Below are 3,872 nucleotides of genomic sequence, written 5' to 3'. Positions count from 1 at the left end.
ATGTAGAAAAAGCTGATTGTTTTGGTCGATAGATTAAAGCGGTTCGGCAGGTACAATTGCTTGTTCAAGTCGTACTACCTAAATTCTCGTTTTTGGTATGTTCGGCTTGGCGACATGTTATCACCTGCCGAATTTCTCTATGCAATGGAAAAAAGGTGGAGATTTTTTGAGTGGGTTTCTCAAAAAATACTACCTGACCGTTGCATGGAGAAAAGCTCTTTTGATTATAGAAGAGAGTAAATTAAACAAAAAAACAGGACAAGTCCAGTTGTATCAATGGTTTTGGACGTTTTAGGCACTTAACTTTTTTTAAGTCTTTACTTAACTCTTGTTTCGTGTTTGCTTAATTTTCTTTTAAGTGTTTACTTCACTTTGTTTTTATTATAAAATTTAAAACATTAAGTGGTTACTAAAATGAAAATTAAGTATAAGGAGCTTAAGATTATGACGGAAAATCTAGAATATCATGCTGAAAGTCAAACTTTAGTCGGTCAAAAAAAACGAGAATTAGTGGATACTGAAACTGGAGAAGTTATTCATGTAGACCAAATAACAAAAAGAGTATATGGAACTAAGAATTTTTGGAAAATGTATTTAATGGACTTCTTAACAGTTCTAGGAATCATAGACAATAAACAATTAGATATTTTTATTTACATAGCAGAAAACACAAATCAATCTAATAACTTATTTATAGGAACATACAAACAAATCTCAAAAGATGTCGGAGTTTCCGAGCCTACTATTGCAAAATTAATGAAAAAGCTACAAGCAAACAACTTCATCAAGAAAAAGCAAAACGGCGTTTATATCGTAAATCCTAACATCATGATGAAAGGAAACGATACAAAACGACAAATACTATTAAGTTATTACGAAGAAGATAAACCTTTAAATTCCATTGAAGTTTTAAGAGGAAAACAAAAAGCTCTTCCAAAACAAGAAATATCCAAGAACGAATTAGGAAAATTGGAGATGAAAAATAATGATTGAAGGCATTGAATTAAATATTTATCTAGATAACGACACAGTATCATTTAGCTTGTCACCTGTACAAACAGAGGTTGTATTTAAAGCATTAGGATTACAATTTGATCCAAATACACAATCAATAAGTGCATTTAGTGACAACAGTTTACAAAAGCACATTCTTCCTAAAGTAAATTTTTCACCAAAATAAAAAGCATTACACCAATTGGTATAATGCTTTTTATTTATTTCTCTAAACCACTATCTTTATTTCTATTTTTCTTCTTTTTCTTCTGCTGTATATCTCTTGAAGCAAGATCATATCCCTTTCTTTCATGTTCAGTTAAATTATTTTCACTAAATCGAGTATTACTAAAGGGATTTAAAGTGATATTCACTTTCTTCTTGCAATACCCTACAATTTGTTGGAATTTCTCCAATCCTTGAGGAACTCGTTCTTTATAAAACTCCTGCATTTGTGCAAATAACTTTTGAAGTCTCTCATATTTCGCTTTATATGGTTCTAATTCTTTTTTCTCTTTTTCTAAACGTTTTACAGTAGTATGTAAATCTGTATGATTCACTTTCAACGCATGGTTTTGCCTCAGTAACATCTCATTTTCCCTTTTAAAGGCCTCTGACGCTTTTGCAAGGGTTTTAATCCTTTGAAAGTCTTCTAAGCCAATTTCAACCGTTTTAGAGCGGATAAGACCCCCTTTTTCCTTCACAGGCATCTCTTCTATTTGTTTTCCTACTTTAACAGCTCTTTTTAAAACATTTAAACGATTTTGCATTTGTTGCATTGATTTCTCTATTTGTTGTTTTTCCAATTCTTTTTCTATAAGTGTATCTTGTAACACTTGCACTTCTTCTTTTGCTGTCAAAGCTTTAAAACGTGCGGTTTCAATATGTTTTTTATCACTCGATACTCCACGCTCTAAATCAAAGCCTTTCTCCACCATATGAGCATGAAAATCATCCTGAAGTGAAACTAATTCCTTACGGTTAAAAATCTGTTTCGCTGATAACTTCTTTTCTTCCGTCACTGGAACCATTCCTACATGCATATGAGGTGTTTTTTCATCCAAATGTACCACTGCATGTACAATGTTTTGTTCTCCATACCGCTCTTTAAGAAAGCTATAAGCTTCCTCAAAAAATTCTTTTTGAGAATCCGGATTTTCTTCACTTAAACATTCAAAGAAACTTCTATCACTTGTGACTACAAATTCACACATGACAACTGCATCTTTTCGAATTGCTCGATTGGTTTCTACATTCTGTTCAATTTTTTCTTTTACTGTTCTTAAGTAATCAATGTACTGATCATTATGTAAATCATAATTTAAATGACTTTGTTCTTTTTCAATATCAAGATTTGTATGACTCTCTTTTTCTCGTTGATTATGAATCTGGATTCCTTTCACATCTCGCATTTTAAATTTCTGCATTCTACAAATGGCAAAACTCATGAATCCTCACCTCAACTTGTTCTATTTTTTTCTTTATTTTGTTCACGACCACTCTATAAAGTATATATACTTCTCTACTGTTTTTCGGTGGACTTCCATGTAAAGTATAGCACACTATACTTTACTATCGTAAAGGTGTGCCCTGCGGGGCTATTCGGCAAAGCCGAATTAAGGCCTTTCGGCTTTGCCGAGCTATGCCCCTGCATAACAAAAACCATCTCGTAAACATGTCATAGTCGTCCCCCGATGGACGCTATTTATTTCACGTTTTCTTGACTACGAGCCTCTAAACCCTCAAACTCCCGAAGGTAATCCCGCAGGGCAAAAACCGCCCTTGTGGGACAACCTCCAGTAGTTTGCATGAGGGTTCCCCTCATAGTAAAGAAACTTTCGCGACATAATCGCTTAGTAATTTTCCAAAATATAAAACACAAAAACAAAAAATCCCTCAGCTAAGCTGAGAGATCCTTAAAACAATAATGATTTTTTATAAAATTTCCACGAAGGCTCTATTATCTAATATCCCAAACTCTACACGTGAAGGGAATGGATTCATTCCTTGCATTGTTAAAAACATTGCATTTTCAACCCATCCTTGCAAATCTTTTGGTAAACGATATGCAATAGCTTCTTGATTGGATTTTTTTATCGTTACAATCGGCTCTCTTTGTGCCCCTTGTAGCCCTACCGAAAGAACTTCGTGAATAATCCCATTAGATTTATTGTTTACTAACACTGGTAATTCTAACATTTCATGTTTATTAATATCAGAATAAATTTTTGCACCTGCTTTGTTTACAACGGAATTTGTCATTATTGCTACGCCTCCTAGGTTGAATGTACATGGATAATTCTAGCATTTCTAAAAGATTAGAAAAAGAATTTCCTTATTTTTGGGTGTAGTAAATCTGTCAACTTCTTAATACTCACTATGTTCCGCTAACGGTTGACAAAGACAATGTATATTAAAAAAAAACATGCTCATATTAAAAATAAATATTAAACTTAACAGGAGGATTTTTTAATGTCACTACCATTAAGTCGTGCAATAGTAGATCAATTAAGCGAGTCAGAAAAACAGACAATTGAACAAATTTTATTAATAATGGGCGATGTAAAAATAGAAAATAATGATGGTTGTAGAGACACTTGTGAAATATCAGCTACAATCGGAAATGCTGGTTGTGATGCTATGAGTAGCCCTATAGCTAGAGCAGCTTGTCGTCTTGCTGTAAAAGTAGCCAAAGATATTTGTATTAAAAACTGTGGTAGCTAAAACCACTTGTAATTATTTTAACTACTAGAGAGAATTTCTTTTTTGAAATTCTCTCTTTTTTTTGATGAAATCATTTATTTTAAATCCTCTTGTTTTTGGGTGTGAGTGCTGGCTGGGGGTTTGGGGGCTAGCCCCCAAGAACTTAACGTAACAAA

The 3,872-nt window shown here is 33.1% G+C and carries 5 protein-coding genes; 3 read left to right on the top strand and 2 right to left on the bottom strand.

All coding sequences use genetic code 11. The annotated features are described in order from the left end of the window. Nucleotides 1–444: 444 nt before the first annotated feature. Together MHI26_RS31520 and MHI26_RS31515 are read left to right on the top strand one after the other, a co-directional pair. Nucleotides 445–993, top strand: a complete 549-nt coding sequence (locus tag MHI26_RS31520) for a replication/maintenance protein RepL (protein ID WP_061665817.1) — start codon at nucleotides 445–447, stop codon at nucleotides 991–993. Further along, nucleotides 986–1,180: a hypothetical protein gene (locus MHI26_RS31515; RefSeq protein WP_061665815.1), complete on the top strand. Its 195-nt coding sequence runs from the start codon at nucleotides 986–988 to the stop codon at nucleotides 1,178–1,180. Before MHI26_RS31520 ends, MHI26_RS31515 begins: the two co-directional genes overlap by 8 nt. A 34-nt stretch (nucleotides 1,181–1,214) precedes the next feature. Here the strand turns inward: MHI26_RS31515 and mobV are convergent, their stop codons facing one another. Together mobV and MHI26_RS31505 are read right to left on the bottom strand one after the other, a co-directional pair. Continuing rightward, a complete protein-coding gene (mobV, locus tag MHI26_RS31510) occupies nucleotides 1,215–2,441 on the bottom strand; it encodes a MobV family relaxase (RefSeq protein WP_061665816.1) in 1,227 nt (408 codons plus the stop codon). Nucleotides 2,442–2,928: 487 nt separating this feature from the next. Then, a complete protein-coding gene (locus MHI26_RS31505) occupies nucleotides 2,929–3,255 on the bottom strand; it encodes a hypothetical protein (protein WP_061665813.1) in 327 nt (108 codons plus the stop codon). Nucleotides 3,256–3,465: 210 nt separating this feature from the next. Between MHI26_RS31505 and MHI26_RS31500 the strand changes: the two genes are divergently transcribed. After that, nucleotides 3,466–3,717 (top strand): hypothetical protein, encoded by a 252-nt coding sequence (locus MHI26_RS31500; protein ID WP_061665814.1) that lies wholly within the window; start codon nucleotides 3,466–3,468, stop codon nucleotides 3,715–3,717. Nucleotides 3,718–3,872 lie beyond the last annotated feature (155 nt).

Origin of the sequence: Bacillus sp. FSL K6-1218, from assembly GCF_038006445.1 — a bacterium.
Classification (GTDB): domain Bacteria; phylum Bacillota; class Bacilli; order Bacillales; family Bacillaceae_G; genus Bacillus_A; species Bacillus_A thuringiensis_S.
Note: the sequence above shows the minus strand (reverse complement) of the source record. Positions and strands in the feature narration are given on the sequence as shown.

Coding starts and splice junctions, on each gene's coding strand:
- MHI26_RS31500 (WP_061665814.1), top strand. CDS start 3,466: ATGTCACTACCATTAAGTCGTGCAATAGTAGATCAATTAAGCGAGTCA.
- MHI26_RS31515 (WP_061665815.1), top strand. CDS start 986: ATGATTGAAGGCATTGAATTAAATATTTATCTAGATAACGACACAGTA.
- MHI26_RS31520 (WP_061665817.1), top strand. CDS start 445: ATGACGGAAAATCTAGAATATCATGCTGAAAGTCAAACTTTAGTCGGT.
- MHI26_RS31505 (WP_061665813.1), bottom strand. CDS start 3,255: ATGACAAATTCCGTTGTAAACAAAGCAGGTGCAAAAATTTATTCTGAT.
- mobV (WP_061665816.1), bottom strand. CDS start 2,441: ATGAGTTTTGCCATTTGTAGAATGCAGAAATTTAAAATGCGAGATGTG.